The sequence below is a fragment of the Collinsella sp. Sow4_D11 genome, assembly GCF_052116465.1.
In the GTDB taxonomy this organism is placed as follows: Bacteria; Actinomycetota; Coriobacteriia; order Coriobacteriales; family Coriobacteriaceae; genus Collinsella.
This window is the reverse complement of sequence record NZ_JBQKLA010000083.1, coordinates 1-337: the sequence shown is the minus strand read 5'-3', so window position 1 is coordinate 337 and position 337 is coordinate 1. Positions and strand designations below refer to the sequence as shown.

The 337-nt window shown below is 58.2% G+C and carries 1 pseudogene; it reads right to left on the bottom strand.

Going from position 1 to position 337, the window contains the following annotated elements:
- Positions 1 to 337: pseudogene (locus ACTQ40_RS10630) on the bottom strand (amino acid:proton antiporter); the annotation flags it as partial.

The window sequence follows — 337 nt, the reverse complement described above, 5'->3', positions numbered from 1 at the left end:
GAACATCGGAATATAGCTCATAAGCAGGAAGACGACGTTCATCGAGAAGAAAACCCAAAAGACGTCGGAGCCCTCGCCCAGCGGAATCTGAAGCAGCAGCACCAGGCTGGCAAAACAACCGTTAATGAGTGCCGAGCCATTGGGCATGCCGGTCTTCTTGGACACCAGCGCAAAGGGACGCGGCATATTGCCGTGACGCGCGGCATAGCTCGCCACGTTGTTGACACCAAAGCTCCAGCAGATCATGTTGGCGAACAGCGTCACCAAAAAGGCCGCGCCCACGACCATCGTCAGCGGATGGCTGCGCCCCAACATGGCGGCGACCGCGTCCACAATG